Below are 24140 nucleotides of genomic sequence, written 5' to 3' on the forward strand. Positions count from 1 at the left end.
GGGAACCCGCTCTCCGGTTGGCCGGGTTTTCCTCCGGCAACCGAGTTCGGTGGAGTAACGTGCGTTCCCCCTTACACCATCGGTACCACCGGAACAGGCTGAACCATCGAATGACATCCCCCTCGGTCTTCGGTGCTCGAGAGCGAGCAGAGGAGATGAGCGGCGACCCGAGCCTGGTCATGGGGCCGCTCAAGGGGTATCACCACGAGACATACGTCTTCGCGTTGCCGGGCCGGGCACGAACCGTCAAGGTCCGTGAGCCGCGGGCCGAGATCCTGTGGTTCGACCGACGGTGCTTCAGGTCGGAGGAGGAGCTCCTCAAGGCTCTTCAGGCGCACATGAGCCGTGTCCCGGACATCATCGACGTGGGGGGCATGGCGCTGCAGGGCTTCATCGAAGGGCGGACGCTCGGAGAGCAGCGCCGGCCTGGACGGCGCGTTCCCGACGCCACGTTCCGTCAGATCGTGGACCTCTTCGGCGAGATGGTGCGGGTCACGCCGGACATGCTCAGTGTGCAGCGGCGCTGCGAGGACCGGGACCGTGCCGAGGACGGCGACAGCGACGGATTCCTGGAACGCCTGATCGTCTTCGTCGAGGAGCAGGTCTACGAGAGGAATCACAGCGGGTTCGCCCGGCTCTTCCATGCCCTCGGCGTCTCGGAGGAATCGTTCACCCTGCTCAGGAAGCGCGTACTGGGGCTGCAGGAGCGTCCCTTCTGCCTCCTGCACGCCGACCTGCACCGGGAGAACTTCGTCCTCGACCCCCGGCAGCGGCTCTGGGCCATCGACTGGGAGCTGGCGATGCTGGGGGACCCGCTCTACGACCTGGCAACCCATCTGTACCTGATGCGCTATCCGGCCGATCAGGAACGCCGCATGGTGCGCGAGTGGTGCCACGTCGTCGAGGGGATCCGGCCGGGCGGCTCGTCCGGCCGGGAGCGGGACCTGCCGATGATCCTCGACTTCAAGAAGGCGCAGTCGGTCTTCACCGACGTCATCCGGGTGTCGCTGTCCCTGCGCGAGGAGTGGGGCTTCAACTGGCTGGCCCTGCCCGTCGCCGCGGGCCGGCTGCAGAGAATCCTGGCCGCCGCCGCACAGCCGCTCGGCCTGGAACAGGTGCCGAGCCGGTCCCACATCATGGCCGCACTCGTGCGCTGGCACGGGGAACGCGAAGCGTCGCGCGAGGAACGGCCCATGCCCACCGCGTCGGACGTGTACTGACACCGGGCTGCCGCGACCGCTTCCGCTCCCGGGGTTTGGGCCGGGTGAGTGGTGCGCCCCTTATGGTGGTATCCGGCTCCGCCGAGAGGCCCGAGCGATCAGGAGCAGCCCGTGGGCGCACCTCCTCACCCGTCACGCTTCCCTGGGAAACCCGAGAGGCCGGCATCCGTCGTCGAGGACTTCATGGAGACGGCCGTGGAGCGGGGCCGGGAGACCAGGGGTCATCACAACAGCAACTACGTTCTGCCGCTGACCGAGGGCATGGCCCGGCTGCTCGGCCGGGAGGCGGGCACTTCCGTGACCGTACGCATCCGTCGTCGTGATGCCCTGCCTGTCGTGATCCGGACCTGGCAGGACGAGACGGAGATTCTCCGAGCCGTCGCGGGGGCCCTGCCGCACGTCCCCGAATGCCTGATGAAGGGCGCGGATTTCGCCATCCACAGCTTCGTGGAAGGCGTACCGCTCTCCAGCGTCTGCGGCAACGGCAAGCCTGTCGACGGCCTCCTCGTCGAGGCGTTGGCGGGCCTGCTCGTCCAGATGGCCCGCGTGGGGCGTGCCGCACTGCCCGTCCTTCCACCGGGCTGGCCTCGCGACGACGGGGACAGCCAGGGTTTTCTCCGGACGCTGGTCCACTTGGCCGACCGGCAGATCAGGCGTCCGAACTGGGCCGCGTTCGGAGGGCTCTTCGCGGCGCTGGGCGTCAGGGACGACGCCCTCGACGAACTCGCCGGGCGGATACCGGCCATGGCCCGACGGCCCTACAGCCTGCTCCACGCCGACCTGCACCGCGACAACGTGATCATTTCGTACGCGGGCGACCCGCCCCTCATCTGTGTCGACTGGGAGCTGGCGACCTACGGCGACCCGCTGCACGACCTCGCCACCCACCTCGTGCGCATGCGGTACCCCGGTCACCAGTGGGCCGAAGTGGTCGACGCCTGGGCCGAAGCGATGCACGAGGTCCGTCCGGCCGCTGTCGACGGGCTGGCCGGGGATCTGCGGCACTACCTGGCGTTCGAACGGGCCCAGTCCGTCTTCCCGGACGTGATGCGCGCCGCCCGGTCCCTCGAAAGCTCCCTCACGCACACGAGACTTGACGAGGCGACGGCCCGGGTACGGCTCGCCCTCGAAGCGGCGGCGGCACCGCTGCGGCTCGCCAGCGTGCCGGGTGAGGGCGAGGTGCGGCGGGCCCTTCTCCGGTGGCTGGCCCCGCGGATGAACGAGGAGGGCACCGGCCCGGTCTGGACCGCGAAGGTGATCCAGTGGCGGCCCGACCGGCGGATACCGGAGCGTCCCGACTTCCCGGCGTCCGCGGTCCGTGAGGCTCTGCTGGCGGAGGGGGCCGCGCCCGCAGGCAGGGTCTTCAAGGGGACGGCGCACCTGAACACGGTCGTGTCGGTGCCGGACATCGACTTTCCCGTGGTGGTACGGCGCGAACTGCCCGGGGTGCACCGGCGGCAGCGCCGCCTGCTCAGCGAGCACGCCGTGCTGCGCGCGATCGAGGAGTCGTCCGTCGAGGTGGCGGCACCGCGCGTGCTCGCCCTGGGCGAGACCTATCAGAGCGACAGCATCGCCCTGCACACGTACGTCGGGCCCCGGGACGCCGGCCGGCCCCCCGGCCATCCGGTTCACGGCCTGCTGCCGCACGAGGCGGACGGCCTGGTGGACCAGCTGTGTGCCCTGACGCACGTCGGGTACCAGGTGCTGGACCCGACCGCCGGCGAGTGCGCGTTCCACCACTGGCTGCGGGACCAGCTGATCTTCCTGGTACAGGATCTGCCGAAGGAGTCCCAGCAACTGGCCCGGCAGCTCGGGCTGCCCGGCGCGGACCGGTTGCGCCTGCTCCTTTCACGGCACGAGGTGAGTCACAGGGAGCCGGCCCTCCTGCACGGGGATCTGAGTCCCCACAACCTCGTACGCCGCGACGACCGACTGGCGCTGACCCTCATCGACTGGGAGATGGCAATCGTCGGCGACTCCCTCTACGACCTCGTACGGCACATGCACCTGACCCCTACCCGGCCGGAGATCCGGGATCGCCTGTTCCGCCGCTGGGAACGCCGGCTGCCCGCCGCATACACCCGTGACTGGCGCAGGGACTGGCTGGTGTACCGCCGGCTGGAGATCGTGCGGTCTGCGTATCTCGATCTCGACCGCCTCGTGACCGGTGCGAGCCCGAGCGTTCCGGAAGCCCGGCGGGCCGCGGATGCGTACCCCATGACTCTCGCGGCGGCGATGGCCCTTCTCGGGCTGCCGGCGCCCCCCAGGGCGAACCCCTACCTCGCCCGCGCCCTGGCCTGACTCCCCCGCTGCGTAGGCTCCCCTCATGAGCGACCCCGGCCTGCGTGAGCGCAAGAAGCAGCGGATGTACGAGACCGTGTCGGACATCGCCGTGCGGCTCTTCATGGAGAAGGGGTTCGACGCGGTGTCCGTCGCGGAGGTGGCGGCGGCCGCCGAGATCTCGAAGCCGACGCTGTTCCGGTACTTCCCGGCCAAGGAGGATCTGGTGCTGCACCGGATCGCCGATCACGAGGGGGAGGCCGCCCGGGTGGCGGCGGCGGCCGAGGGGGCGGCCGTGGAGGCGTTGCGGCGGCACTTCCTGGAGGGGCTGGAGCGGGAGGACCCCGTGACCGGGCTCAGCGACCATCCCGATGTGCTCGCCTTCCACTCCCTGCTCTACGGGACGCCCTCCCTGGTCGCCCGCGCGTACGCGCACCAGGAGCGGTCGGAGGCCGCGCTCGCCGAGGTGCTCGGGGGTGAACTGGACGCGCGGCTCGCGGCCGGGCAGATCATGGCCGTGCTGCGGGTGCTCGCGCTGGAGAACTGGCGGCGGATCGCGGCGGGGGAGCGGGTGGCGGACGTGCGGCCGGACGCGGTGGCGGCGGCGGAGCGGGCGTTCGGCCGGCTCGCGGCCGGGCTGCCACCGCACCTCTCCGGTGAGACTCGGTAATTTATTTAACCGGGTCACGTTTTCGCGTACGCTCGGTGGAATGACCTCGCCCGAGCCTGCCCTCCAGTCCGTCCTCGACCGGGAACGCGCCCACCACGAGCGCTGCCGGACCGCCCTCGCCGCGATGGTCGAGGGCGCCGGCGAACAGGTCGTCATCGGAGAGGACGTGTCCGCGTCCGGGGCCGATGCCGAGGTTCTCGGGTACCAGCTGCGCAGCCGGGCGAAGGCACTGCGGGAACTGCCCGAGGGGCCACTGTTCTTCGGGTCCCTGCGGGGCGGCGAGGGGCGGTTGCACATCGGGCGGCTGCGGATCTCCGAGCACCCGGCCGAACCGCCCCTCGTCGTCGACTGGCGTGCCCCCGTCTCGCGGGCCTTCTACCAGGCCTCGGCCCGGGACCCGCAGGGCGTCGCCGTACGGCGCCGGTTCGGATGGGCGCCCGGGAGCCGGGGCGACTCCCGGGATCTCACCGGCCTGGAGGACGAACACCTGGAGCAGGGGGAGACGCGCGACAGCGAGATCGTCGCCCGGGAGATCGAACGGCCCCGGGTCGGGCCCATGCGGGACATCGCCGCGACGATCCAGCCCGAGCAGGACGACCTCGTCCGCGGCGACCTGGCGCTGTCGGTGTGCGTGCAGGGCGCGCCGGGCACCGGCAAGACCGCCGTCGGGCTGCACCGGGCCGCGTATCTGCTCTACACGTACCCGCAGCGCATCCGGCGCGGGGGTCTGCTGATCCTCGGGCCCAACCGCACCTTCCTGTCGTACATCGCCGAGGTGCTGCCCGCCCTCGGCGAGACCGGGGTGCGGCAGTCGACGCTGGGGGAGGAGATCGCGCGCTGCCCGGTCCGGGGCGTGGACGGCGAGCGGGCCGCCACCGTGAAGCACGACGCGCGGATGGCCGAGGTGCTGCGGCGGGCGCTGTACGCGAGGGTGCGCGCCGAGGGGAACGGCGCGGAGATCGCCCTGCCGGACGGGGCCTACCGGTGGCGGGTGCCGGCGGGGCGGCTCGCGCGGATCGTGGCCGAGGTACGGGAGGAGGAACCGCCCTACGAGGTCGGGCGGGAGCGGGTCAGGGCGCGGATCGTGCGCTGTCTGCGCGAGCAGGTCGAGCGGCGTGCCGGGCCGCCCCCGGGCGCCTGGGTCCGGCGGATCGAGCGGGCGCGGCCGGTGTCGGCGTACGTCGACGCCGTGTGGCCGCGGGTGCGGCCCGAGGAGGTCGTGGCCGGACTGCTCGGCGACGAGAAGGCGTTGGCGGAGGCCGCCGAGGGGCTGCTCGACGCCGGTGAGCAGCGGGCCCTGCTGTGGGAACGGCCGCCCCGGTCGTGGAAGTCGGCGCGCTGGTCGGCCGCCGACCTGGTGCTGCTCGACGAGGTCGCCGGGCTGATCGCGCATCCGGAGGGCTACGGGCATGTCGTCGTGGACGAGGCACAGGACCTGTCCCCGATGGAGTGCCGGGCCATCGCCCGCCGGGCTCGCTTCGGTTCGCTGACGGTGCTGGGCGATCTGGCACAGGGGACCACGCCTTGGGCGGCGCGGGAGTGGCCCACGGTCCTCGCGCACCTGGGGAAACCGGACGCGGCCGTGGTCGGGCTGACCACCGGGTTCCGGGTGCCGCGGGCCGTCGTCGGGCTCGCCAACCGGCTGCTGCGGCGCCTCGACGTGGACGTGCCGGCGGCCCGTTCACTGCGCGGGGACGGGGAGTTGCGCATGCGGGAGACGACCGTGGACGGCGTGCCCGGGGCGGTCGTGGCGGCCGTACGGGACGCGCTGGGGCGGGAGGGCTCGGTCGGGGTCGTCGCGGCGGACGCGGACGTTCCCCGGGTGCGGGCGGCACTGGAAGCCGCCGGCATCGGGGCGGCGGGCCCGGACGAACTCGGCGCGCGGCTCGCCCTGGTGCCGGCGAGCGTGGTCAAGGGCCTGGAGTACGACCATGTCGTGGCCGTCGAGCCGGCGGCGATCGCCGAGGCGGAGGAACGGGGGCTGCACCGGCTGTACGTGGTGCTGACGCGGGCGGTGTCGCGGCTGGAGGTGGTTCGGGGAAGGCCGCTGCCCTTTTAGGGAAGGGTGGTTAGGCTCCGTGCCATGACCGACGTCGACGCGTTCACGGACATCCCCACGACCACCCTGGCCCCTCTGCTGGGCCGCGAACAGGTCATGGACATCGGGATCCGCCCGCTGTGGGACCCTGTGCCCCGGGTGGCCGGACCCGCCTTCACCGTACGGTGTCCTCCCGGCGACAACCTGATGCTGCACGCCGCGATCCACCGGGCAGGCCCCGGCTCGGTCGTCGTCGTGGAGTCGGGCGACCTGGACTATGCCCTGGCCGGCGGCAACGTCTGCGCCGTCGCCCGGCGCCGGGGCATCGCCGCGTTCGTCGCCGACGGGGTGATCCGCGACCTCGCCGAGGTCCGGGAGATGCGCTTCCCGGTGTTCGCACGCGGCGTCATCCCCATCCCGGGCACCAAGTCGGCCGCACGGCCACTGAACGAGCGGGTGCGCTGCGGCGGGGTCACGGTCGACGCGGGCGACACGGTCGTCGCCGACGAGGAGGGCATCGTGGTGGTCCCCGGGGCCCGCCGCGAGGAGATCCTGGCCGCGGCCCGGACCAAGCTGGCCGAGGAGGCCGCGGAGTCCCTGGACACGTGGGAGTCGGAGCACCGCGCCCGCGTCGGCAAGATCCTGGCGGACCAGGGCTTCGACGACTGACGGACCGGCTTCGGCCGATCAGACGCCGGGGCCGCTCACGCCTCTGCCGCGAAGGGCCCTCCCCGCGTGAAGGCCAGGTCGTGGAAGCGGTCGCCGATGTGGTGGTGGGTGGCCGCGTCCGGGTGGACGTGGTCGGGCAGGGGGAGGGCGGCGGCGTCCTTCGGGCCGTAGAGGGCGAGGCCGTCGAGGTAGTGGAGGTCCGGGTCGTCGGCGGCGCGCTGTTCGACGATCCGGGCCAGTTCCTCGCGGATGACGGTCAGGGTGAGCTTGCCGGCGGGTGTCTCCGCCGGGTCGCCCATGGCGGCGAAGGTCAGACGCCCCTTGCCGATCTCTTCGCTGTCCGGGGCGGTGGGGCCGGGTGTGTCCTCGTGGATGGCGCAGTGGATCGGGGAGACGAGCAGCAGCGGGGTGTCCGGGTGCCCGTCGCGGATCGTGTCGAGGAAGCCGTGCACGGCCGGGCCGAAGGCGCGCAGCCGCATCGCGTCCGCGTTGACGATGTTGATGCCCATCTTGACGCTGATCAGGTCGGCCGGGGCGTCGCGCATGGCGCGCGCGGTGAACGGGTCGAGCATCGCGCTGCCGCCGAAGCCGAGGTTGACCAGCTCCACACCGCCACGCAGCGCGGCGATCGCCGGCCAGATGGCCGTGGGGCTCGCGGCGTCCGAGCCGTGGCTGATCGAGCTGCCGTGGTGCAGCCACACCCGGCGGCCCCGGTCCGCCGCTGGGGTGACGGGCGCGTCCGTGCGCAGGGCGACCAGCTCGGTGGTCTCGTTGTGCGGCAGCCAGATCTCGACGTCCTTGTCCCGCGCGGGCAGGCCCGTGAAGCGGACGGTGCCGACCGGGCCGGGCGTGACCTCGCCCGCCCAGGTGGCCAGGTCGACGGTGAGGACGTTGCCGCCGGTCCCTGCGGCCCGGCCGGCCGGGACGCCGTCGACGAGCAGGTCGTACAGGCCGTCCGGGCGCGGCGGGAAGCCGGTGTAGTCGCGCTTGGTGCGCAGCGTGTCCAGTTCGACGGCGGTCGCGGCGGTACGGAAGACCAGGCGTACGCCGGAGGGCTGGGCCTCGGCCATCGCCAGCTGCGCGTTGGTGTTCTGCGCGCGGGCCCGGGCGGGGAGCCGGTGGGGGAGCAGGCCGTGCTCGGTGCGCTCCACGTCGAGGGCGCCGCGCAGCAGGTCCGCCGTGAGGGGGGTCGTGATCCAGTCGTGCTCGGTGTGCATGGGTGTCAGCCTCGGGGATCGGTAGGGGCCGCGGGCCAGTTCCGCAGCAGCGTGTCGAGGGCGTCGAGGATCCGGGCCCAGGTCTCCTCGGTGTCCGGGGCGCTGTGGCTGAAACCGCCGCCGAGCTCCAGGCTGACGTAGCCGTGGAAGACGCTGCCGAGCAGCCGGACCGCGTGGGTCTGGTCCGGTTCCGTCAGGGCGTAGCCGCGCAGCAGCGCCCGGGTCATCTGCGCGTGCCGGACACCGGCGCTCGCGGCCGCGGTGTGCGGGTCGAGCCGCAGCTGGGCCGCGGAGTAGCGGCCCGGGTGTTCCCGGGCGTAGTCGCGGTACACGTTCGCGAGGGCGGCCAGGGCGTCCTTGCCGGCCCGTCCGGCCAGGGCCTCGGAGGCCCGGTCGGCGAGTTCGGTGAGGGCGAGCAGGGCGATTCTCGTCTTCAGGTCGTGGGAGTTCCGCACGTGCGAGTAGAGGCTCGCGACCTTGACGTCGAACCGCCGGGCGAGTGCCGAGACGGTGACCTGCTCGAAGCCGACCTCGTCGGCGAGCTCGGCGCCGGCCTCGGTCAGACGCTCCGGGGTCAGTCCTACGCGTGCCATAACAACTCTCCCTTCTGCCTGAAGAGAGTGTGCCTCTGCCTAAAGCTTTTAGGCAAATCACTGTGACCTTCTGCCCCGGCGGGTCTTCCCCCAGGGCTTCAGGACGGAGATCACCGTCATGAAGACGTACGCGGACAGCGACACGACCGGCCCGAACAGCACGTCACCGGCGTCCGGCAGCGGCCCGCCCGCGGCGACGGCGGTGACCGCGGAGTCCACCCCGGGGCGCAGTGCGAACACCGTCGCGGTGGTCGTGGCGAGAGTCAGCCAGAACTTCGTGTACACCCAGCGGTACCGGGCCAGCCCCCACACCGTGCCCAGCGACAGCAGCAGGCCGCTGAGGAGCGTGAGGAACGCGACGGGCAGCAGGAGCCAGTCGGCGAAGAGCTTCATGGCCCGGACGGAGCCCTCGACGGTCCGGGCGGATCCGGTGGTGGCGGCGGTGATCCCGAGCGCGAGCAGCCCGAGCGTGAGCCCGAGCCAGCAGGCGGAGGCGATGACGTGCACGACGAGAGCGGCCCGGCGGGCCGGGCGGCTAAGCCTCGGCGGCGGGCTCGACATCTGCTTCTTCGGCTTGGTCGGCTTCGGTCCGGTATGCGTGTCCACACCGGACACGGTGCCGAACGGGGGCCGCGGGGTCGTCTCACGGCGGGAGTAGACCGGCGTACCGGCGTCGGAGTACGGGTCGTGTCACCGCTGTCGCCTAGGTTCGTGGCATGACCGAGCCCTCCCACCTCACCGCGGTCCGCGAGTCCTACGACGCCGTCGCCGCCGACTACGCCCGGCGCGTCAAGGAACCGGCCGACCTGGACCCGGTGTCCCGCGCGATGCTGGCCGCGTTCGTCGACCTCGTACGGCCCCCGCACCCCGGGCCGGTCGCCGATCTGGGCTGCGGCCCCGGCAAGGTGACGGCCCATCTGGCCGCCCACGGGGTGCCGGCGTTCGGCGTGGACGTGTCGCCGAGGATGATCGAGCTGGCCCGGGCGGCGTACCCGGAACTGCGCTTCACCGTCGGCTCGATGACCGCGCTGGACATCACCGACGGCGAACTCGGCGGCATCCTGGCGTACTACGCCACCCACCACACCCCGCCGCAGTGGCTGCCGACCGTGTTCTCCGAGTTCCACCGCACCCTCGCGCCCGGCGGGCGGCTGATGCTGGCCGGCCATGTCGGCAACGACGAGCACCTCCGCCCGACCCACGCCTACGGCGACCACCCGGTGTCCTACGCGTCGTACCTGCTCCCCCCGGACCGCATCGCCGAACTCCTCCACCGGGCGGGCCTGGTGGTCACGACGCGGGTGGTGCAGGAACCGGAGGGAGGGACGAAGAGACAGGTGGGCACGTTCCTGGCGTACAAGCCGGAATGACGCCGGGGGCTCAGGCCGGCCGCTCGTGCACCCACACCCGGAGCGGTCCGGCGGGCTCGAAGCCGTGGCGGAGGGCGGCCGCCAGGTCGTCTCCCCGCTCGTAGCCCACGACGGGCAGGGCGGGGAAGAGCCGGCCGACCGCGTGCAGGACGAGGGGCCAGGCCACGTCGGGCGGCCCGAAGAGGTTGGACACACCGACCACGTGACTGCTCCGGCCGACCACCGCTCCCACGACCACCCGTCCGTCGGCGGACCGCCCGGCGAGCACGAACGTCTCCGGATCGTCGAGCAGCCCCGGCCCGAACAGGTCCGCGTTCCCGCCCCCGTCGTCCCAGGCCAGAGCCCAGTCACGCAGCGCTCCAGGATCACTCACGACATCCCACGCGAGGTCCGGCGCGGCCACGGGCAGACCTGCCGCACGATGAATCCACTCCGCCTCGAACAGCACCCGGAACCCCGCCCCCGTCAGATCGAGGTCGGCGAAACTGTCCTTCACCGAGGCCCCGGGCGAGACCGTGTCGATCCGCGCCACGAGCGCCTCCGGGTCAGCGCCCGGCTCCAGCGTCACGGCGTCGGGGTAGTACAGAGGCGTACGTCGGGCAGCGGCCCAGGCTTCCTTCCCGAACCCACTGTCCACCTCGTGTGCCCGGCCCATCACCGCACACCACGCGGCGTTGTTGCGGGCGGCCGACCGGACCAGGGCTTGCTGCGGAGTCGTCACGACGCGCATCAAATCGATGGCCGGCCCGGTCCGTCCACCGATTTGATGATTGCCGCCCCCGACCGCTGCTGGAAGGACCCCCTGTGCCTGTCTCCCCTCCCGGCTCAGGACCGGCCGTCGCGCTCCTGCGCGGGCTCGGCGCGGCGGACGTCGCCCATCCGGGCGGCACCCTCCTCGCCCACCTCACGCGGGTCCAGCGGCAACTCGCCTCGTGGGGCGCCCGCCCGGCCCTGCAACTCGCGGGCCTGTGCCACGCGTTCTACGGAACCGACGGTTTCCCTGAAGCCCTGCTTCCCCTGGACCGCCGTGGCGAACTCGCAGCGGCGATCGGCGCCGAGGCAGAGGCCCTGGTGTACCTGTACGCCTCGTGCGATCGCCGGGCCACCTATCCGACGCTGACGGATGCCGACGGGCCTTTTCATGACCGGTTCACCGGCCTGAGCCATGTCCCGGAGCCGCAGTGGCGGCGTGACTTCGCCGAGCTGTCCGCCGCCAACGAGACCGACCTCGCCCGCCTCGACCCGGCTTTCCGCGCCCAGTGGGGACCCGAACTCCTCGGCCTCTTCACCCGCATCCGCCCCCTGCTGAGCCAACCGGCCTGGGCGGACTGCCAGGAGGTGCTGGCCGGATGAGGTTGAGCGCGATAACCCTGGACTGCGCGGATCCGCTCGCCCTCGCGGAGTTCTACCAGCGGGCCACCGGGCTGGAACCGCATCCGAAGTCGGACGCCGACTTCGCCGCGCTGGGCAGCGATGGCGGAATCTCCCTCGGCTTCCAGCGGGTCGACGGCTACCGGGCACCGAGCTGGCCCGACCAGGAGGTTCCTCAGCAACTGCACTGCTGCTTCGAGGTCGAGGACCTGGACGAGGCCGAGGGGCGGCTGGTGGAGTTGGGCGCCGGCAGGCCGGAGCACCAACCGAACCCGGGCAGGTGGCGGGTGCTGACGGATCCGGCGGGGCATCCCTTCTGCCTCCTCGCGGGCTGAGCGAACGGCTCGGCCGCCAGGCAGGCTCGGGGTTCAGCTGTCCGGTTCGCCCTCCTCGTGCGTGTCGCCGGTTGCCTCCGGCAGTTCGATGACGTAAGTGCCCTTCGCGGGCAGGGTGGCGACGAGTCCTCGCCTGCGGAGTTCGACGACGGCGCGACGCACGGTGCCGATGCTCACGCCGTACAGATCGGTCATGGCGCGCTCACCCGGCAACGCGGCGCCCAGCGGCAGCTTGCCGGACGCGATGTCTACGGCGATGGCGTCGGCGAGTTTCACGTACTCGTAGCGCGGGAGTTCCGTCATCTTTACACCGTGCCGCAGCCCTACGCGCGCCGCAGTGGCGGGACGCGTCCCACCGCAGCAGGACGCGGAAAGACTCAGAGGGGTGCAGGGGGACGCAGTTGGTGGTAAGGTCGACATGACGAGACCCCGGCGAGGTGGCTAGACCTCCCGGGGCGCGGCCAACGCTTACAAGGAGCGTCGACATGCACGACCTTATCCCCCGTGCCCTCCATCGGCTGCGCCTCTTCTTCGCTCCCGGCGCCGGGAAACGGCGCGGGGGCCGCCCTCGGCGGCACCTGTCCCCCCACGTCCACCTCACCCTCGTCAGCTGCCCCTCCGCCCCCCAGCCACCGCAGCTCCCCCGCCACCGCTCCCCGTACGGCCTGCACAGCCCGCTCGACGGCAACACCTCCCCCGTTGTCCGCCGCTACGTCGCCGCCGACCTCGGGATCGATCTCGACCGGCACCTGATCGGCGCGGGGAAGGTGGCCGCCTGATGGAACGCCCCACCGGTCGGACACACATCACGCCGCCACCCCGGCTTCTGCCCTGGCCATCCCCGGACGGCAACCCCTGCTACCTGGTGACCGACGACAACGGCAGCCACCTCTCCCGTCTCGCCGACGACCTTGAGGCCGTCCAGCTCGCCACCGGCACCGACGTGCTCGGCCTCGCCCGCAAGGTGCTGGACGACCCGGCCTCGCCGTACACGGAGGTCCGTTTCGCCGGCCTCCGCCTGGCCGAGTGCCTGACCGACGCCCTGCGGGTCGCCGAGTCCCGGGGGATGCGCGTGCCCCTGCCGGACACCGTGGCCACCGAAGCGGGCGAAGACGCTTACGGACAGATCACGCACCACGCAAGGAGCGGACTATGGTCGTAACCACGACGCGTCGAAGGAGTTCACCGGCCATGACCGCCCACGCCGCCGAACCGACACCGGGCGTCCCGCCCATGCCCGAACGGACCCCGAAGGCCCTGCGCGAGGCGATCGTAGAGCACGCGCCTCAGCTCCTCCCTGACTTCGACGAGCACTGGAAGTGGGCTGTCGCCGACGCCTACGACATCAGCACGGTGCCCGCGTTCATGGCCCGCTGGTGGGGCCAGTACGCGATCGCCCGCGACCCGAAGCTCGACGCCCACGTGGCCGATCTCGAACACCGTGCGGCGGAGTCGACCGACATCGCCGAGGCCAAGGCGATGCTCGAAGAGGCGTCGAACATCCGGCACCAGGTGCGGCGGCTGGAGCCCGGCCAGTGACCGACGAGGGATTCATGGGTCCGCCGTGGCAGATGGACTGGACGCTCAAGGCCCAGGCGGCTCGCGACACCCTGCCCGAGAGCGTGCGGAAGACGGTCGACGCCGCGCGGGCCGAGTTGGTCACCGCAAAGGACCCCTACTTCCGGGGCGTTGACGTCGACGCTGATCTTCCCGACGGGATGAAGGTTCGGCCGCTTGAGTCCAGCAAGCCGAAGGGACCCCGCATCCTCCTCTTCGACAACGGGCACGGTTGGATGACGTACACGTTCATCCGGCGCGTCGATGATCCTCAGATCGTTGTCGAGGAAGTTTTCTGGCAGTGAACTGAGGTCAGTCACGCGACGGGCCGGCAGGTGGCGTGGCGCACTTTTGCAAGCGGGTGCTTGCAATAGTTAGCGGAGTGCTGCACTGTGAAGGCATGGCATCGCTCAACGTCGGCAATCTCGGTGATTATCTGCGCGAACAGCGGCGCACAGCGCAGCTGTCGCTCCGGCAGCTCGCCGATGCCGCCGGGGTGTCCAATCCGTATCTGAGCCAGATCGAGCGCGGGCTGCGCAAGCCGAGCGCGGAGGTGCTGCAGCAGGTCGCCAAGGCCCTGCGGATCTCCGCCGAGACGCTGTACGTCCGGGCCGGCATCCTCGACGCCGAGCGCGACCGGGACGAGGTGGAGACGCGCGCCGTCATCCTCGCCGACCCGGCGCTGAACGAGCGCCAGAAGCAGGTGCTGCTGCAGATCTACGAGTCCTTCCGCAAGGAGAACGGGTTCGGGAGCGGCGACGGCTCGGATGACCCGGGTGTTTCCGGCGGTGCGGGCGTCGTCGGTGTCGTCCCCGATCTCCCCGGGGACGGCGCGGGGAGCAGGGACGGGGACGCCCCCGACGCCGGAGCCGAGATACCGGCGCCCGGCCCGGCCGCGGGCGCTCAGCCCGCCCGGCGCCGCAGCCGCAAGAGCACCGGCGACAGCACCGGCAAGAACGCCAAGAAGAACGACGCCAGCGACATCGACCCGCAGCAGACGGCCGGCTGAGCCGGACCAGGGCACCGGCCGCTCTGCCGCGGATCACACAACCCTCAGCCGAACCCTCAAGCGAGACAGAATCCGGGAGGACCATCACCATGGCCATCACCGACGACCTGCGCAAGACCTTCAGCGACCCGACCCCGCTCTACTTCGCCGCAGGCACCGCCGACCTGGCCCTTCAGCAGGCCAAGAAGGTGCCGGCCCTGGTGGAGCAGCTGCGTTCCGAGGCCCCCGCGCGGATCGACGCCGTACGCAACACCGACCCCAAGGCCGTCCAGGAGAAGGCGTCCGCCCGGGCCAAGGAGGCCTCCGCCCGCGTCAAGGAGACGCAGGAGACCCTGCAGACCAAGGTCACGGAGTTCATCGGCTCCATCGACGTCGACATCAAGAAGCTCGGCACCACGATCGACTCGGACCTGAAGAAGTTCGGCGAGAACGCCCAGGACTTCGCGCTGCGCGGCGTCGGCGCGGCCGCCGAGTACGCCGTCAAGGCCCGTGAGACCTACGAGAAGGTCGCCGAGCACGGCGAGCAGGCCGTGCGCACCTGGCGCGGCGAGGCCGCCGACAGCATCGAGGACGTCGCCGAGGGCGTCGAGGAGCTGGCCGTGGCCGTCGAGCCGAAGCCGCAGCCGGTCGAGGTCAAGGAGGAGCCGGCGAAGCCGGCCGCCGCCGCCCCGGCGAAGAAGGCTCCCGCCGCCAAGAAGGCCCCGGCGCGCAAGACCACCACCGCGAAGAAGACCACCCCGCCCGCGAAGTAGGACGGCGGAGCGGCCACACGGGCCGGGCACCCTGGGGGTGCCCGGCCCGTTGTACGGGTACGGTGACCGCGTAGGGACGAGCCGAGTCGGGTGGTGGACGTTGTGCTGATGCAGGGCTTCCAAGGATTTTTGTCGCTTCTGAGCCTGGCCCTGATCCTTTTCAGCGGCTTCGCGTTGCTCGACGCCGCCGTGCGCCGGGAGGACGCCTATCGCGCGGCCGACAAGAAGACCAAGCCCTTCTGGCTGATCATCCTGGGGATCGCCGTCGTGGTGAACCTGCTCTTCGGGATCCTGTCGTTCCTGCCGATCATCGGCCTCATCGCGACGATCGTGTACATGGTCGACGTCCGGCCCGCGATCCGGGCGCTCCCGGGCGGCGGCCGCAGCCAGCGCGGCTCCAGCAGCGACGGCCCGTACGGCCCGTGGAACGGCGGCCGGTAAGGGCCCGGCTTCGGCGGTTCCGGCAGCGACGGCCCGACGGCCCGTGGAACGGCGGCCGGTAAGGGCCTGGCTCCGGCGGTTCCGGCAGCGACGGCCCCGGCTCTCGGCGGAACCTACGGGACGCGGTCCAGCAGCAGGACCGCCACGTCGTCCGTCAGCTCGCCACCGTTGAGGTCCCGCACCTCGTTGACGGCCGCCCGCAGCAGCTGCTCGCCCCGCAGGCCCTCGGCGAACTGACGGCGGACCATCTCCGTCATGCCGTCCTGGCCGAGCCGCTCCCGGCCCTGGCCGATGTGGCCCTCGATCAGGCCGTCGGTGTAGAGCATCAGGCTCCACTCGGCGCCCAGCTCCACCTGCATCCGCGGCCAGCGGGCGCCGGGCAGCAGCCCGAGGGCCGGGCCGTTGTTGTCGTACGGCAGCAGACGGGCCGGCTTGCCCGGGCTGGCCAGCAGCGGCGACGGGTGGCCGGCCAGGCACAGGCCGGCCCGGCGGCCGTCCGGCGCGATGTCCACCGTGCACAGGGTCGCGAAGATCTCGTCGTCGGCCCGCTCGTGCTCCAGCACCTGCTGGAGCGTGCCCAGCAGCTGGTCGCCGCACAGACCGGCCAGGGTCAGCGCACGCCAGGCGATCCGCAGCTCCACGCCGAGGGCGGCCTCGTCCGGGCCGTGCCCGCAGACATCGCCGATCATGGCGTGCACGGTGCCGTCCGGCGTGCGCACGACGTCGTAGAAGTCGCCGCCGAGCAGCGCGCGCGAGCGGCCCGGGCGGTACCGGGCGGCGAACCGCAGCGAGGAGCCCTCCAGCAGCGGCGTCGGCAGCAGGCCGCGCTCCAGGCGGCGGTTCTCCTGCGCCCGCAGCCGGCCCTCGGCGAGCCGGCGCTCGGCCGACTCGGAACGCTTGCGCTCCACCGCGTAGCGGATCGCCCGGCTCAGCAGCCTGCCGTCCAGCTCGTCGCGGAAGAGGTAGTCCTGGGCGCCGACGCGCACCGCCTCGGCACCGCGCTCGGCGTCGCCGGACGCGGTCAGCGCCAGGACGGCGTGCCGGGGCGCGAGCTCCAGCACGTGCCGGAGCACGGCGAGCTCGTCCGCGGAGTCGCTGTGGCCGGGCGCGGGCAGCGCCAGGTCCAGCAGGATGCAGTGGACGTCGTCGGTCAGCAGCCGCCCGGCCTCCGTCAGGTTGCGGGCCGTGCGGACGCGGATCGGCTTGCCCGCCTGGTCGAGCATGTCCGGCACGATCGGTGAACCGGCCGGATCGTCCTCGATCAGCAGCAGCGTCAGGTTGGTGTGGGCGGTGTTGTTCTCCACCTTGTCCGTGGTGTTCCCGGCGGTGTCCGGCGTGCGGCCCGTCGGCGAGGCGTCCTTCACGGACTCCTCGGCCGAGCCGCAGCGCGGGGACGCGGCCTGCGCCTGACCACTCTCCACGGCCGGGATCGCTCTCTGCCGCGGTATGGGTACGGGCATCGTCTTGGGTTCCTTCCCTCCCCCCGAGGGCACGATGGGGCGAGGGACCTCGACCCACCGACGGGGACCATAGCGGGTGTCGGCGCCGCATTGGAATGGTGTGAGCCACGCCGCTGTGCCATCGGCCAGTGTCATATGCCGCGATATGTGCCCCAGTTGGACACCTCGGAGATGCCGCGGTGATGACGAACGTCACGTCAGCGCGCGGTCTGCTCGCGGTACGACGTGCAGTGGGTCACGTGGGCCAGGTCACCGCGGATGTCCGATATCCGGTGTGCCGCCTTCAGGTCGCCGTCGGCGATCAGTTGGTGCCGCTGTCCGCGTCCGGCCGGACCACGCCGAGGATGGGCATGGACCCGGCCCCCGCGATCGTCACGGTACGCCCGGGCCGCGGCGCGTGCACCATCGCCCCGTCGCCGATGTACATCGCGACGTGGCTGGCGTCGTCGAAGTAGATGATGAGGTCGCCGGGCCGCATGTCCCGGATGTCGATGTGCCGCAGCCGCTTCCATTGCTCCTGCGAGGTGCGCGGGATGCCGCGTCCGGCGGATGTCCAGGCCTGTGACGTCAGCCCCGAGCAGTCGTAGGTCTTCGGGCCCTCGGCGCCCCACTGGTACGGCTTGCCGATCTGGGCCGTGGCGTACTGCACGGCCTTCTTGCCCTGCTCGGAGGCCTTTGTGCTGACCTCGTCGAGGACGCCGGAGTCGAGCCAGGCGGTCTGCGCCTTGTTCGCGGCCTCCTTCTCCAGCTCGGCGAGGCGCTCCTGCTCCTCCTTCTGCAGGGCGGATTCGAGCTTCTCCGCCTGCGCGATCTGCTTCTCGATCTTCTTCTGCGCGGCGGCCTTGGCCTTGCGGCCCGTCTCCAGCTTCTTCAACTGCGCGGAGGCGTCCTTGGCGTACTGCTCCAAGTCCTCCTGGGTGCGGGTCACTTCGCCGAGCAGGCCCTTTGTCGCGTGGTGGCCCTCGCGGACCCGGCCGGCGCCGTCGAGGAAGTCCTGCGGATCGTCGCTCAGCACCAGGTGGGCCTCGGGCGGCAGCCCGCCCCCGCGGTACTGGGCGGCGGCCGCGGCGCCCGCGCGGTCCTTCAGCTTCCGGAGCTTCGCCTTGCCCTTGACGATCTTCTTGGCCAGTTCGACGACCTCGGCGGACTGCTTGTCCGCCTTCTCCTCGGCGGCGTTGTACTCGTCGGTGGCACGGCCCGCGGCGCGGTAGAGCTTGTCGAGCTTCTTGCGGACGGCTTCGAGGTCCTTGCCGGTCGTGAGGGCCGGGCCCGCGCTCGGGGTGGGGGAGGGGGCGGGGTTCGCGAACGCCGTGCCCGGTGCGGCCAGCACCGTGACCGCGCAGACCACGGCCACCGCCGTCGTGATCAGGCCACGCTTGCCCGTTCCCATACCTCGGCCCCCAAACTGATTAACCGTCAGTAACATGCGGTTCGTCCGGGGATGCTGCCACGTCGGCCCGGAAAGCGACAGAGGTAGTACTTCCCGCCGCCCCCTCGCCGGTATGCCCCCGGCATGCGATCTCCCCGGTCTGTGTGACGAACGACTCAAAGAGATCGTTCCATCGGGGCCTCGCCCGGTCCGTGACGGCCTTTTCCGGACCGCAGCAGCCCGTGCCCGGTCCGTGACGGCCCTCTTCGGACCGCAGGAGCCCTTGCCCGGACCGCAGGAGCCCCTGCCCGGGCCGCAACGACCCCGCCCGGGCCGCAACAGCCCCCGCCCGGGCCGGAGGAGTCGGGTGCCCGGGCCGCAGGAGTCAGATGCCCGCACCGCAGGAGTCAGGTGCCCGGCGCCAACGCCTCCCAGCGCAGTGTCACTTCGCCCTGCCGCCACCGCACCGGCCCGTCCACCACCGGCCAGTCGGCCGCCAGGTCCCGGACCGCGCGGATCCAGCGCTGCCGGGCACCGTACGAGGCGTAGGGCGCGGCGGCCGCCCAGGCGCGGTCGAAGTCGCGCAGGAAGGCGTGCACCGGCTCGCCCGGGACATTGCGGTGGATGAGTGCCTTCGGCAGCCGTTCCGCCAGGTCCGAAGGGCGCTCCAGGGAGCCCAGCCGGGTCGCGAAGGTGACCGTGCGCGGTCCCTCCGGGCCGAGCGCGACCCAGACGTGCCGGCGCCCGATCTCGTCGCAGGTCCCCTCGACCAGCAACCCGCCGTGCGACCCGGTCGCCGGGTCCGCCGGTGCGAGCCGCGCGCACAGCCGTCGCCACACCGCCGCGACCTCGCCCTCCTCGTACTGCCGCAGCACGTTCGCCGCGCGCACGAGCAGAGGCCGCTGCGGGATGGGGATCTCGAAGCCGCCGTGCCGGAAGACCAGGCCCGGGCGCTCGTAGGGCAGCGCCGCAGCGACCCGTGCAGGTTCGATCTCGACGCCCACCACGCGCGCGCGTGGCGTGACCGTACGCAGGCGCTGCAGCAGTTCGACGGCCGTCCAGGGGGCGGCGCCGTACCCGAGGTCGACCGCCACCGGGTCGGCGGCGCGGCGCAGCTCGGCGCCGTGCGTGGCCGCGATCCAGCGGTCCATGCGGCGCAGCCGGTTGGGGTTGGTCGTCCCGCGGGTCACCGTTCCGAAGGGGCGGGTGGTCGCGCGGGGTGTCATGGGTACGAGGTTAAGCCGCTTCCTGCCGCTGTCACGGGGCGAGGTGCCGCCGCCAGTAGGTGGTACGCCAGTAGTAGAGGCCGGTGAGGTCGTCGGGCATCGGGGTGCCGGCCGGCCCTTGCTCGAAGGGGTCCCGGTCCGGGTCGGCGGGCCGGAAGCCCGGGTCCAGCGGCTCGTCCTCCCGCGGTGGCCGCACGTAGCGTCGCATCTCCTCGGTCACGGCCCCGAGCCGCCGGTAGTTGGCCTGCGCCTCGATCAGGCTCAGCCCGTGGTTGGGGCCTGTGCCGGCCGTGGGGTGGCGGAGCTGGAAGGGGTCCTCCTCCCAGTAGCAGACCGGGCAGATCTCGTAGGCCCACAGCTCGCCCAGGGTCCGGTGGCCGCAGCACGGGCAGGGGAGGAGCTCCTCGGGCGCAGGCGCAGGCGCAGGCGCAGGCGGAGGAGGATGCGCAGGCGGAGGAGGAGGTGGCGGAGGCGGCGGTGGTGCGGCGCGATGCCGTGGGCCTGTCATGCCCGGAAGGGTAGGGATCCCGGGGCCTCACCGCCTCGCCTTCCGGCGCCCCGGCGGCTACTGGCTTCCCCCGTACGTCCCGAATCCCGCCGCCCCCGCCGACTCGAAGACATGCACCGACAGGCCGCCCGGTGTCGTCCGGTGGCCGGTCAGCCGGAGCCCCGCGGGGGCCCCGCCGTCCGGGAAGAGGCGCCGCCCCTGGCCGACCACGACCGGTGCGATCGCCAGCCGGAGGGTGTCGACCAGTCCGGCGGCCAGCAGGGACTGGGCGAGGCGGGCGCTGCCGTGGATCTGGAGCTCCCGGCCGGGCTGCCGTTTCAGCTCCGCGACCTGGGCGGGGACGTCACCGGACAGGATCGTGGTCGGGTTCCACCCGGCCTCGGTCAGGCTGTGGGAGGCGACGTACTTCGGCAGGCCGTTCATGATCCCGGCGAGGGGATGCCCGGTCATCGCGGGCCAGTCACGGGCGAATCTCGTGTACGTACGGCGCCCGAACAGCAGAGCGTCCGCCTCGCCGAGCCAGCTGCCGGCCAGCCGCTCGAACTCCTCGTCCAGATGCGGTACGAACCAGCCGCCCCGCTCGAAGCCGTCACCGGGGTCCTCGTCCGGCGCGCCCGGCCCCTGGGAGACGCCGTCGAGCGACAGGAACTCCTGCACCACCAGTTTCATCACGCACCGCCTTCTTCCCGCTTGTCGCCGTCCGTGGTTCAGACAGCGTGAGGCGCGAAAACTCATCGGCCCCCGGTCTCCTTCACCCTCGAACGGTTGAGCGACAAGCGGTAATGATTCGGTAAAACCTCCGAATCGGGAAATGGAGCACCTGCTTCCGGCGTTGGACTCCGTCGGAGGGCAGCGTGCGCCCTGCGGAAGGCATGCCCCGAGCGAGGAGGAACGCCACGTGAGCCAGTACATCGGCAGGCTCGGTCGGCGCTCCGCGTCGTCACCCGCGCGCCTCCGGCTGCACCGCAGGCCCCGCCGCGTCGCCATGCTCTCCGTGCACACCTCCCCGCTCCACCAGCCGGGCACCGGCGACGCCGGCGGCATGAACGTCTACATCGTGGAGCTCGCCCAGCGCCTCGCCGCGCACGGTGTCGAGGTCGAGATCTTCACGCGCGCGACCGCGGCGGCCCTCCCCCCGACCGTCGAGCTGGCTCCCGGCGTCCTCGTCCGGCATGTCGACGCCGGTCCCTACGAGGGCCTCAACAAGGAGGACCTCCCCGCCCAGCTGTGCGCCTTCACTCACGGCGTCATGCAGGCCTGGGCCCACCAGCGACCCGGCCACTACGACCTGGTCCACTCCCACTACTGGCTCTCCGGCCACGTCGGCTGGCTCGCCGCCCAGCGCTGGGGCGTCCCCCTGGTGCACGCCATGCACACCATGGCCAAGGTCAAGAACGCCAACCTCGCCGACGGCGACACCCCCGAACCGGCCGCCCGCGTGATCGGCGAGACGCAGATCGTCGCGGCCGCCGACCGGCTCATCGCCAACACCACCGAAGAGGCCGACGAGCTGGTCCGGCACTACGAGGCCGAGACCGACAAGGTCGCAGTCGTCCACCCCGGCGTGAACCTCAGCCGCTTCTCGCCCGCCGACGGCCGCGCCGCCGCCCGGGTCCGCCTCGGTCTGCCCCAGGACGCCCTCATCCCGCTCTTCGCGGGGCGCATCCAGCCCCTGAAGGCCCCGGACGTGCTGCTGCGCGCCGTGGCCGTCCTCCTCGACCAGCGGCCCGAACTGCGCTCGCGCATCCTCGTGCCCGTAGTCGGCGGCCCCTCCGGCAGCGGCCTCGCCAAGCCCGAGGGCCTGCAGAAGCTCGCCGCGCGCCTGGGCATCGCCGACGTCGTACGGTTCCGCCCGCCGGTCGGCCAGGAACAGCTGGCGGACTGGTTCCGCGCCGCCTCCGTGCTGGTCATGCCCTCCTACAGCGAGTCCTTCGGCCTGGTCGCCATAGAGGCGCAGGCGGCCGGCACCCCGGTGCTCGCGGCGTCGGTCGGCGGCCTGCCGGTCGCCGTGCGCGACGGGCACACCGGCTTCCTCGTCCAGGGGCACGATCCGGCCGAGTACGCGCGCGTGCTCGGCGATTTCGCCGACGACCCGCAGCTGGTGCCCCGGCTCGGCGGGCAGGCCGCCCGGCACGCCCAGTCCTTCGGCTGGGACACGGCCGCCGCCGCCACGGCGGACGTCTACACGGCCGCGATGCAGGCACACCGCCGTCGCGTACGCTCGCTGCATGGGTGAGACCGATCAGGAACAGCGCGCGGCCCAGGTCATCGAGGGAGTGCTCAAGGACGCCGAACTGGAGTGGGAGAGCCCCCGGCCCGGCACGTACGTCGCGCAGCTCCCCGGCACCCGCAAGCTGAAGACGACGCTCTCCCTGATCGTCGGCCGGCACTCCCTGTCGCTGAACGCCTTCGTCATCCGCCACCCCGACGAGAACGAGCAGGGCGTCCACCGCTGGCTCCTGGAACGCAACCTCAAGCTCTACGGCGTGAGTTACGCCGTCGACCAGCACGGCGACGTCTACGTCACCGGCCGGCTCGCCCTGCCCGCCGTCACCGCCGACGAGCTCGACCGCCTGCTCGGCCAGGTCCTGGAGGCGTCCGACGGCGCCTTCAACACCCTGCTGGAGCTGGGCTTCGCCTCGGCGATCCGCAAGGAGTACGAGTGGCGGGTGTCGCGGGGGGAGTCCACGCGCAACCTGGACGCGTTCACTCACCTGACCCAGCGCCCCGAGCGTTAACCGGCCCGACCCGCCCGGTAACGCCCCGGCGGCACACCCACCAGCTTCCGGAAGTGCCGGGTGAGGTGCGACTGGTCGTAGAACCCGGACGCCACCGCCACGTCCCCCGGTGAGCGCCCCTCCAGGAGCAGCCGCCGGGCGCGCCCCACGCGCAGGGACGTCAGGTACTGGTGCGGGGCGATGCCGTAGGCCGTGCTGAACGCCCGTACGAGATGGGCGGGATGGGCGCCGAGCAGTCCGGCGGCCTCCCGCAGGACGACGCCCTCGACGATCCGCTCGTCCAGCAACTCGCGCAGCCGCCGCGCGAGAACGGAATCGGCGGACCGGGGGGAGGCGGGGTCCCCCTCCAGATGCCCCCGCAACCGCTCCCCGACGAACAACAGCCTGCTCTCGGCCTCCAGTTCCTCACCGGGCCGCCCCAGCGTGCCGTGCAACTGCCCCACGCGCCGCCGCAGCAGCGGATCGCGCAGATCGGGCCGGTCGACGGCGGCCCCGATGAACTCGTCGCCCAGATGCGTCCCGTCGAGGTACAGCACCCGCTTGCGGAAGCCCTCCGGGGTGACGGGGGAGCCGTTGTGCGGCACGTGCGGCGGCAGCAGCGACACGCTGTCGTGCGGCGTGCCGTGCTCGTGCCGGTCGAGGTCGTACCGCACGGCGCCTCTGTCGACGATCAGCAGCGTCCAGGCGTCGTGGACGTGCATCGGATACGCGTACTCGGTGAACCGCGCGTGGAAGACCTCGACGACACCCGGGACGGCGGGCCGCCAGGCGGAGACGATCCGGGCGGGCTGGGGGGCCATGCAAAGAACGTACAAGACCTCGACGAGGACCGCCCGGCACGCTCGGATCATGAACACGATCATCGAACCCCCGCGGCCGGAGCCGATCCGCTTCGACACGAAGATCGCCGTGCTGCTGCGCGCGGACCTGGAGCCCTGGCAGCGCCTCAACGTGACATCGTTCCTGGTCAGCGGCCTGGGAACCCAGCTCCCCGAGGTGATCGGCGAACCCTACGAGGACGCGGACGGCGTGCCCTACCTCCCCATGTTCCGCCAGCCGGTCATGGTCTTCGAGGCCACCAAGGAAACCCTGGCCACCGCCCACGCCCGGGCCCTCTCCCGCGCCCTGACCCGCGCGGTCTTCACCTCCGACCTCTTCACCACGGGCAACGACCGCGACAACCGCGCCGCCGTACGGGCCGTGCCCACCGCGGACCTGGACCTGGCCGGGCTCGCGGTCCACGGTCCGAGGAACGCGGTGGACAAGGTGGTCAAGGGAGCGCGGATGCATCCGTGAGACCAAAGTCGGAGGCACGTA

29 protein-coding genes are annotated in these 24140 nt (G+C 72.1%); 18 read left to right on the top strand and 11 right to left on the bottom strand.

The window, feature by feature from the left end:
• The first annotated feature begins 155 nt into the window (after nucleotides 1-155).
• The 5 genes from ACFY9S_RS15405 to ACFY9S_RS15425 all read left to right on the top strand — a co-directional run bounded on the left by ACFY9S_RS15405 (nucleotide 156) and on the right by ACFY9S_RS15425 (nucleotide 6877).
• Nucleotides 156-1220 (top strand): phosphotransferase, encoded by a 1065-nt coding sequence (locus ACFY9S_RS15405; RefSeq protein WP_391127860.1) that lies wholly within the window; start codon nucleotides 156-158, stop codon nucleotides 1218-1220.
• 111 nt (nucleotides 1221-1331) lie between these two features.
• Nucleotides 1332-3521 (top strand): phosphotransferase, encoded by a 2190-nt coding sequence (locus ACFY9S_RS15410; RefSeq protein ID WP_391127863.1) that lies wholly within the window; start codon nucleotides 1332-1334, stop codon nucleotides 3519-3521.
• Nucleotides 3522-3546: 25 nt separating this feature from the next.
• Nucleotides 3547-4170, top strand: coding sequence for a TetR family transcriptional regulator (locus ACFY9S_RS15415; RefSeq protein ID WP_391127865.1), 624 nt, complete (start codon nucleotides 3547-3549; stop codon nucleotides 4168-4170).
• 40 nt (nucleotides 4171-4210) lie between these two features.
• On the top strand, nucleotides 4211-6229 hold the full coding sequence (locus tag ACFY9S_RS15420) for a HelD family protein (protein ID WP_391127868.1): 2019 nt from the start codon (nucleotides 4211-4213) through the stop codon (nucleotides 6227-6229).
• 24 nt (nucleotides 6230-6253) lie between these two features.
• Nucleotides 6254-6877 carry an RraA family protein gene (locus ACFY9S_RS15425; protein ID WP_391127871.1) on the top strand — a complete coding sequence of 208 codons (624 nt, stop codon included), beginning with the start codon at nucleotides 6254-6256 and terminating at the stop codon, nucleotides 6875-6877.
• Nucleotides 6878-6912: 35 nt separating this feature from the next.
• On the opposite strand, the gene ACFY9S_RS15430 is transcribed toward ACFY9S_RS15425, so the two are convergent.
• From ACFY9S_RS15430 to ACFY9S_RS15440, 3 genes are read right to left on the bottom strand one after another with little or no spacing between them, the layout of a single operon-like run.
• Nucleotides 6913-8094, bottom strand: coding sequence for a GDSL-type esterase/lipase family protein (locus ACFY9S_RS15430; RefSeq protein ID WP_391127874.1), 1182 nt, complete (start codon nucleotides 8092-8094; stop codon nucleotides 6913-6915).
• 5 nt (nucleotides 8095-8099) lie between these two features.
• Nucleotides 8100-8687 carry a WHG domain-containing protein gene (locus tag ACFY9S_RS15435; protein WP_391127877.1) on the bottom strand — a complete coding sequence of 196 codons (588 nt, stop codon included), beginning with the start codon at nucleotides 8685-8687 and terminating at the stop codon, nucleotides 8100-8102.
• Nucleotides 8688-8744: 57 nt separating this feature from the next.
• Nucleotides 8745-9248 carry a DUF2269 family protein gene (locus tag ACFY9S_RS15440; protein ID WP_391128774.1) on the bottom strand — a complete coding sequence of 168 codons (504 nt, stop codon included), beginning with the start codon at nucleotides 9246-9248 and terminating at the stop codon, nucleotides 8745-8747.
• A 155-nt stretch (nucleotides 9249-9403) separates the two neighbouring features.
• Here ACFY9S_RS15440 and ACFY9S_RS15445 point away from each other — a divergent pair, with 155 nt between their 5' ends.
• A complete protein-coding gene (locus ACFY9S_RS15445; RefSeq protein ID WP_391127880.1) occupies nucleotides 9404-10057 on the top strand; it encodes a methyltransferase domain-containing protein in 654 nt (217 codons plus the stop codon).
• A gap of 10 nt (nucleotides 10058-10067) precedes the next feature.
• On the opposite strand, the gene ACFY9S_RS15450 is transcribed toward ACFY9S_RS15445, so the two are convergent.
• Nucleotides 10068-10787 (bottom strand): hypothetical protein, encoded by a 720-nt coding sequence (locus ACFY9S_RS15450; RefSeq protein WP_391127883.1) that lies wholly within the window; start codon nucleotides 10785-10787, stop codon nucleotides 10068-10070.
• Between the two features lie 74 nt (nucleotides 10788-10861).
• Between ACFY9S_RS15450 and ACFY9S_RS15455 the strand changes: the two genes are divergently transcribed.
• Both ACFY9S_RS15455 and ACFY9S_RS15460 read left to right on the top strand, forming a co-directional pair.
• The gene (locus ACFY9S_RS15455; protein WP_391127885.1) at nucleotides 10862-11410 is read left to right on the top strand and encodes a DUF6817 domain-containing protein; all 549 of its coding nucleotides are present in this window, start codon (nucleotides 10862-10864) and stop codon (nucleotides 11408-11410) included.
• On the top strand, nucleotides 11407-11763 hold the full coding sequence (locus ACFY9S_RS15460) for a VOC family protein (protein WP_391127888.1): 357 nt from the start codon (nucleotides 11407-11409) through the stop codon (nucleotides 11761-11763). The genes ACFY9S_RS15455 and ACFY9S_RS15460 overlap by 4 nt, the downstream gene beginning before the upstream one ends.
• A 33-nt stretch (nucleotides 11764-11796) precedes the next feature.
• Here the strand turns inward: ACFY9S_RS15460 and ACFY9S_RS15465 are convergent, their stop codons facing one another.
• Nucleotides 11797-12066 (bottom strand): GntR family transcriptional regulator, encoded by a 270-nt coding sequence (locus ACFY9S_RS15465; RefSeq protein ID WP_391127891.1) that lies wholly within the window; start codon nucleotides 12064-12066, stop codon nucleotides 11797-11799.
• A 182-nt stretch (nucleotides 12067-12248) separates the two neighbouring features.
• Here ACFY9S_RS15465 and ACFY9S_RS15470 point away from each other — a divergent pair, with 182 nt between their 5' ends.
• The 7 genes from ACFY9S_RS15470 to ACFY9S_RS15500 all read left to right on the top strand — a co-directional run bounded on the left by ACFY9S_RS15470 (nucleotide 12249) and on the right by ACFY9S_RS15500 (nucleotide 15522).
• Entirely contained in the window at nucleotides 12249-12542 is a 294-nt protein-coding gene (locus ACFY9S_RS15470) for a hypothetical protein (protein ID WP_391127894.1), read from the top strand.
• Nucleotides 12542-12925, top strand: a complete 384-nt coding sequence (locus ACFY9S_RS15475; RefSeq protein WP_391127896.1) for a hypothetical protein — start codon at nucleotides 12542-12544, stop codon at nucleotides 12923-12925. Before ACFY9S_RS15470 ends, ACFY9S_RS15475 begins: the two co-directional genes overlap by 1 nt.
• A gap of 29 nt (nucleotides 12926-12954) precedes the next feature.
• Complete coding sequence (locus ACFY9S_RS15480) at nucleotides 12955-13302, top strand: DUF6247 family protein (RefSeq protein ID WP_391127898.1); 348 nt, start codon at nucleotides 12955-12957, stop codon at nucleotides 13300-13302.
• Nucleotides 13299-13625: a hypothetical protein gene (locus ACFY9S_RS15485; protein ID WP_391127901.1), complete on the top strand. Its 327-nt coding sequence runs from the start codon at nucleotides 13299-13301 to the stop codon at nucleotides 13623-13625. Before ACFY9S_RS15480 ends, ACFY9S_RS15485 begins: the two co-directional genes overlap by 4 nt.
• A gap of 95 nt (nucleotides 13626-13720) precedes the next feature.
• Nucleotides 13721-14329, top strand: coding sequence for a helix-turn-helix domain-containing protein (locus tag ACFY9S_RS15490; protein WP_391127904.1), 609 nt, complete (start codon nucleotides 13721-13723; stop codon nucleotides 14327-14329).
• Nucleotides 14330-14418: 89 nt separating this feature from the next.
• On the top strand, nucleotides 14419-15081 hold the full coding sequence (locus tag ACFY9S_RS15495; protein WP_391127906.1) for a hypothetical protein: 663 nt from the start codon (nucleotides 14419-14421) through the stop codon (nucleotides 15079-15081).
• Nucleotides 15082-15189: 108 nt separating this feature from the next.
• Nucleotides 15190-15522, top strand: a complete 333-nt coding sequence (locus ACFY9S_RS15500) for a DUF2516 family protein (protein ID WP_391128777.1) — start codon at nucleotides 15190-15192, stop codon at nucleotides 15520-15522.
• Between the two features lie 113 nt (nucleotides 15523-15635).
• Here ACFY9S_RS15500 and ACFY9S_RS15505 read toward each other — a convergent pair whose 3' ends face one another.
• The 5 genes from ACFY9S_RS15505 to ACFY9S_RS15525 all read right to left on the bottom strand — a co-directional run bounded on the left by ACFY9S_RS15505 (nucleotide 15636) and on the right by ACFY9S_RS15525 (nucleotide 20754).
• Entirely contained in the window at nucleotides 15636-16982 is a 1347-nt protein-coding gene (locus ACFY9S_RS15505; protein WP_391127909.1) for a SpoIIE family protein phosphatase, read from the bottom strand.
• 301 nt (nucleotides 16983-17283) lie between these two features.
• Nucleotides 17284-18372, bottom strand: coding sequence for an NlpC/P60 family protein (locus tag ACFY9S_RS15510; protein ID WP_391127912.1), 1089 nt, complete (start codon nucleotides 18370-18372; stop codon nucleotides 17284-17286).
• Nucleotides 18373-18758: 386 nt separating this feature from the next.
• Nucleotides 18759-19577 carry a class I SAM-dependent methyltransferase gene (locus ACFY9S_RS15515; protein ID WP_391127915.1) on the bottom strand — a complete coding sequence of 273 codons (819 nt, stop codon included), beginning with the start codon at nucleotides 19575-19577 and terminating at the stop codon, nucleotides 18759-18761.
• Nucleotides 19578-19608: 31 nt separating this feature from the next.
• A complete protein-coding gene (locus ACFY9S_RS15520) occupies nucleotides 19609-20085 on the bottom strand; it encodes a CPCC family cysteine-rich protein (RefSeq protein ID WP_391127918.1) in 477 nt (158 codons plus the stop codon).
• A gap of 57 nt (nucleotides 20086-20142) precedes the next feature.
• Nucleotides 20143-20754 carry a dihydrofolate reductase family protein gene (locus tag ACFY9S_RS15525; protein ID WP_391127920.1) on the bottom strand — a complete coding sequence of 204 codons (612 nt, stop codon included), beginning with the start codon at nucleotides 20752-20754 and terminating at the stop codon, nucleotides 20143-20145.
• Nucleotides 20755-20983: 229 nt separating this feature from the next.
• Here ACFY9S_RS15525 and mshA point away from each other — a divergent pair, with 229 nt between their 5' ends.
• Together mshA and ACFY9S_RS15535 are read left to right on the top strand one after the other, a co-directional pair.
• Nucleotides 20984-22321, top strand: coding sequence for a D-inositol-3-phosphate glycosyltransferase (mshA, locus tag ACFY9S_RS15530; protein WP_391127923.1), 1338 nt, complete (start codon nucleotides 20984-20986; stop codon nucleotides 22319-22321).
• The gene (locus ACFY9S_RS15535; RefSeq protein ID WP_391127926.1) at nucleotides 22314-22823 is read left to right on the top strand and encodes a YbjN domain-containing protein; all 510 of its coding nucleotides are present in this window, start codon (nucleotides 22314-22316) and stop codon (nucleotides 22821-22823) included. Before mshA ends, ACFY9S_RS15535 begins: the two co-directional genes overlap by 8 nt.
• On the opposite strand, the gene ACFY9S_RS15540 is transcribed toward ACFY9S_RS15535, so the two are convergent.
• Entirely contained in the window at nucleotides 22820-23623 is an 804-nt protein-coding gene (locus tag ACFY9S_RS15540; protein WP_391127929.1) for an AraC family ligand binding domain-containing protein, read from the bottom strand. The two genes, ACFY9S_RS15535 and ACFY9S_RS15540, sit on opposite strands and share 4 nt — an antisense overlap.
• 49 nt (nucleotides 23624-23672) lie before the next feature.
• On the opposite strand from ACFY9S_RS15540, the gene ACFY9S_RS15545 reads away from it, so the two are divergent.
• Complete coding sequence (locus ACFY9S_RS15545; RefSeq protein ID WP_391127932.1) at nucleotides 23673-24119, top strand: DUF2000 family protein; 447 nt, start codon at nucleotides 23673-23675, stop codon at nucleotides 24117-24119.
• Nucleotides 24120-24140: the final 21 nt, after the last annotated feature.

Origin of the sequence: Streptomyces sp. NPDC012474 (assembly GCF_042955185.1) — a bacterium.
GTDB classification, from domain to species: Bacteria; Actinomycetota; Actinomycetes; order Streptomycetales; family Streptomycetaceae; genus Streptomyces; species Streptomyces cahuitamycinicus.

Bases quoted from the DNA above. Each gene is read 5' to 3' on its own strand.
- ACFY9S_RS15405 (WP_391127860.1), top strand. From the start codon at position 156: ATGAGCGGCGACCCGAGCCTGGTCATGGGGCCGCTCAAGGGGTATCAC.
- ACFY9S_RS15415 (WP_391127865.1), top strand. From the start codon at position 3,547: ATGAGCGACCCCGGCCTGCGTGAGCGCAAGAAGCAGCGGATGTACGAG.
- ACFY9S_RS15420 (WP_391127868.1), top strand. From the start codon at position 4,211: ATGACCTCGCCCGAGCCTGCCCTCCAGTCCGTCCTCGACCGGGAACGC.
- ACFY9S_RS15425 (WP_391127871.1), top strand. From the start codon at position 6,254: ATGACCGACGTCGACGCGTTCACGGACATCCCCACGACCACCCTGGCC.
- ACFY9S_RS15430 (WP_391127874.1), bottom strand. From the start codon at position 8,094: ATGCACACCGAGCACGACTGGATCACGACCCCCCTCACGGCGGACCTG.
- ACFY9S_RS15435 (WP_391127877.1), bottom strand. From the start codon at position 8,687: ATGGCACGCGTAGGACTGACCCCGGAGCGTCTGACCGAGGCCGGCGCC.
- ACFY9S_RS15440 (WP_391128774.1), bottom strand. From the start codon at position 9,248: ATGTCGAGCCCGCCGCCGAGGCTTAGCCGCCCGGCCCGCCGGGCCGCT.
- ACFY9S_RS15445 (WP_391127880.1), top strand. From the start codon at position 9,404: ATGACCGAGCCCTCCCACCTCACCGCGGTCCGCGAGTCCTACGACGCC.
- ACFY9S_RS15450 (WP_391127883.1), bottom strand. From the start codon at position 10,787: ATGCGCGTCGTGACGACTCCGCAGCAAGCCCTGGTCCGGTCGGCCGCC.
- ACFY9S_RS15460 (WP_391127888.1), top strand. From the start codon at position 11,407: ATGAGGTTGAGCGCGATAACCCTGGACTGCGCGGATCCGCTCGCCCTC.
- ACFY9S_RS15465 (WP_391127891.1), bottom strand. From the start codon at position 12,066: ATGACGGAACTCCCGCGCTACGAGTACGTGAAACTCGCCGACGCCATC.
- ACFY9S_RS15470 (WP_391127894.1), top strand. From the start codon at position 12,249: ATGCACGACCTTATCCCCCGTGCCCTCCATCGGCTGCGCCTCTTCTTC.
- ACFY9S_RS15475 (WP_391127896.1), top strand. From the start codon at position 12,542: ATGGAACGCCCCACCGGTCGGACACACATCACGCCGCCACCCCGGCTT.
- ACFY9S_RS15480 (WP_391127898.1), top strand. From the start codon at position 12,955: ATGACCGCCCACGCCGCCGAACCGACACCGGGCGTCCCGCCCATGCCC.
- ACFY9S_RS15490 (WP_391127904.1), top strand. From the start codon at position 13,721: ATGGCATCGCTCAACGTCGGCAATCTCGGTGATTATCTGCGCGAACAG.
- ACFY9S_RS15495 (WP_391127906.1), top strand. From the start codon at position 14,419: ATGGCCATCACCGACGACCTGCGCAAGACCTTCAGCGACCCGACCCCG.
- ACFY9S_RS15500 (WP_391128777.1), top strand. From the start codon at position 15,190: ATGCAGGGCTTCCAAGGATTTTTGTCGCTTCTGAGCCTGGCCCTGATC.
- ACFY9S_RS15505 (WP_391127909.1), bottom strand. From the start codon at position 16,982: ATGCCCGTACCCATACCGCGGCAGAGAGCGATCCCGGCCGTGGAGAGT.
- ACFY9S_RS15510 (WP_391127912.1), bottom strand. From the start codon at position 18,372: ATGGGAACGGGCAAGCGTGGCCTGATCACGACGGCGGTGGCCGTGGTC.
- ACFY9S_RS15515 (WP_391127915.1), bottom strand. From the start codon at position 19,577: ATGACACCCCGCGCGACCACCCGCCCCTTCGGAACGGTGACCCGCGGG.
- ACFY9S_RS15520 (WP_391127918.1), bottom strand. From the start codon at position 20,085: ATGACAGGCCCACGGCATCGCGCCGCACCACCGCCGCCTCCGCCACCT.
- ACFY9S_RS15525 (WP_391127920.1), bottom strand. From the start codon at position 20,754: ATGAAACTGGTGGTGCAGGAGTTCCTGTCGCTCGACGGCGTCTCCCAG.
- ACFY9S_RS15535 (WP_391127926.1), top strand. From the start codon at position 22,314: ATGGGTGAGACCGATCAGGAACAGCGCGCGGCCCAGGTCATCGAGGGA.
- ACFY9S_RS15540 (WP_391127929.1), bottom strand. From the start codon at position 23,623: ATGGCCCCCCAGCCCGCCCGGATCGTCTCCGCCTGGCGGCCCGCCGTC.
- ACFY9S_RS15545 (WP_391127932.1), top strand. From the start codon at position 23,673: ATGAACACGATCATCGAACCCCCGCGGCCGGAGCCGATCCGCTTCGAC.